Source organism: Staphylococcus sp. EG-SA-2 (genome assembly GCF_017152085.1).
Map to the genome: position 1 here is coordinate 1 of NZ_JACYHC010000111.1, position 552 is coordinate 552.

Annotated in this window: 1 protein-coding gene; it reads left to right on the forward strand. The window is 35.9% G+C overall.

Translation table 11 applies throughout. From position 1 onward, the window contains the following. A partial coding sequence (locus IDG60_RS01080; RefSeq protein WP_206160383.1) for a methionine gamma-lyase family protein occupies positions 1-552 on the forward strand: 552 nt, incomplete at both ends.

The window sequence follows — 552 nt, forward strand, 5'->3', positions numbered from 1 at the left end:
TAGCAGGATCATTAATTAAAAACCCTGGCGGTGGTTTAGCTAAGATTGGTGGATACATTGCTGGTAGAAAAGATTTAATTGAACGATGTGGTTATAGATTGACAGCACCTGGTATTGGTAAAGAAGCAGGTGCATCATTAAATGCATTGCTTGAAATGTATCAAGGTTTCTTTTTAGCACCACATGTTGTCAGTCAGAGTCTTAAAGGGGCATTGTTTACTAGTTTATTTTTAGAAAAAATGAATATGAACACAACGCCGAAGTACTACGAAAAACGAACTGATTTAATTCAAACAGTTAAATTTAAAACGAAAGAACAAATGATTTCATTTTGTCAAAGTATTCAACACGCATCCCCAATTAATGCACATTTTAGTCCAGAACCGAGTTATATGCCTGGTTACGAAGATGATGTTATTATGGCTGCTGGTACGTTTATTCAAGGTTCATCGATTGAATTATCTGCAGATGGACCTATTCGTCCTCCTTATGAAGCATATGTTCAAGGAGGATTAACATATGAACACGTTAAAATTGCTGTGACAAGAGCTG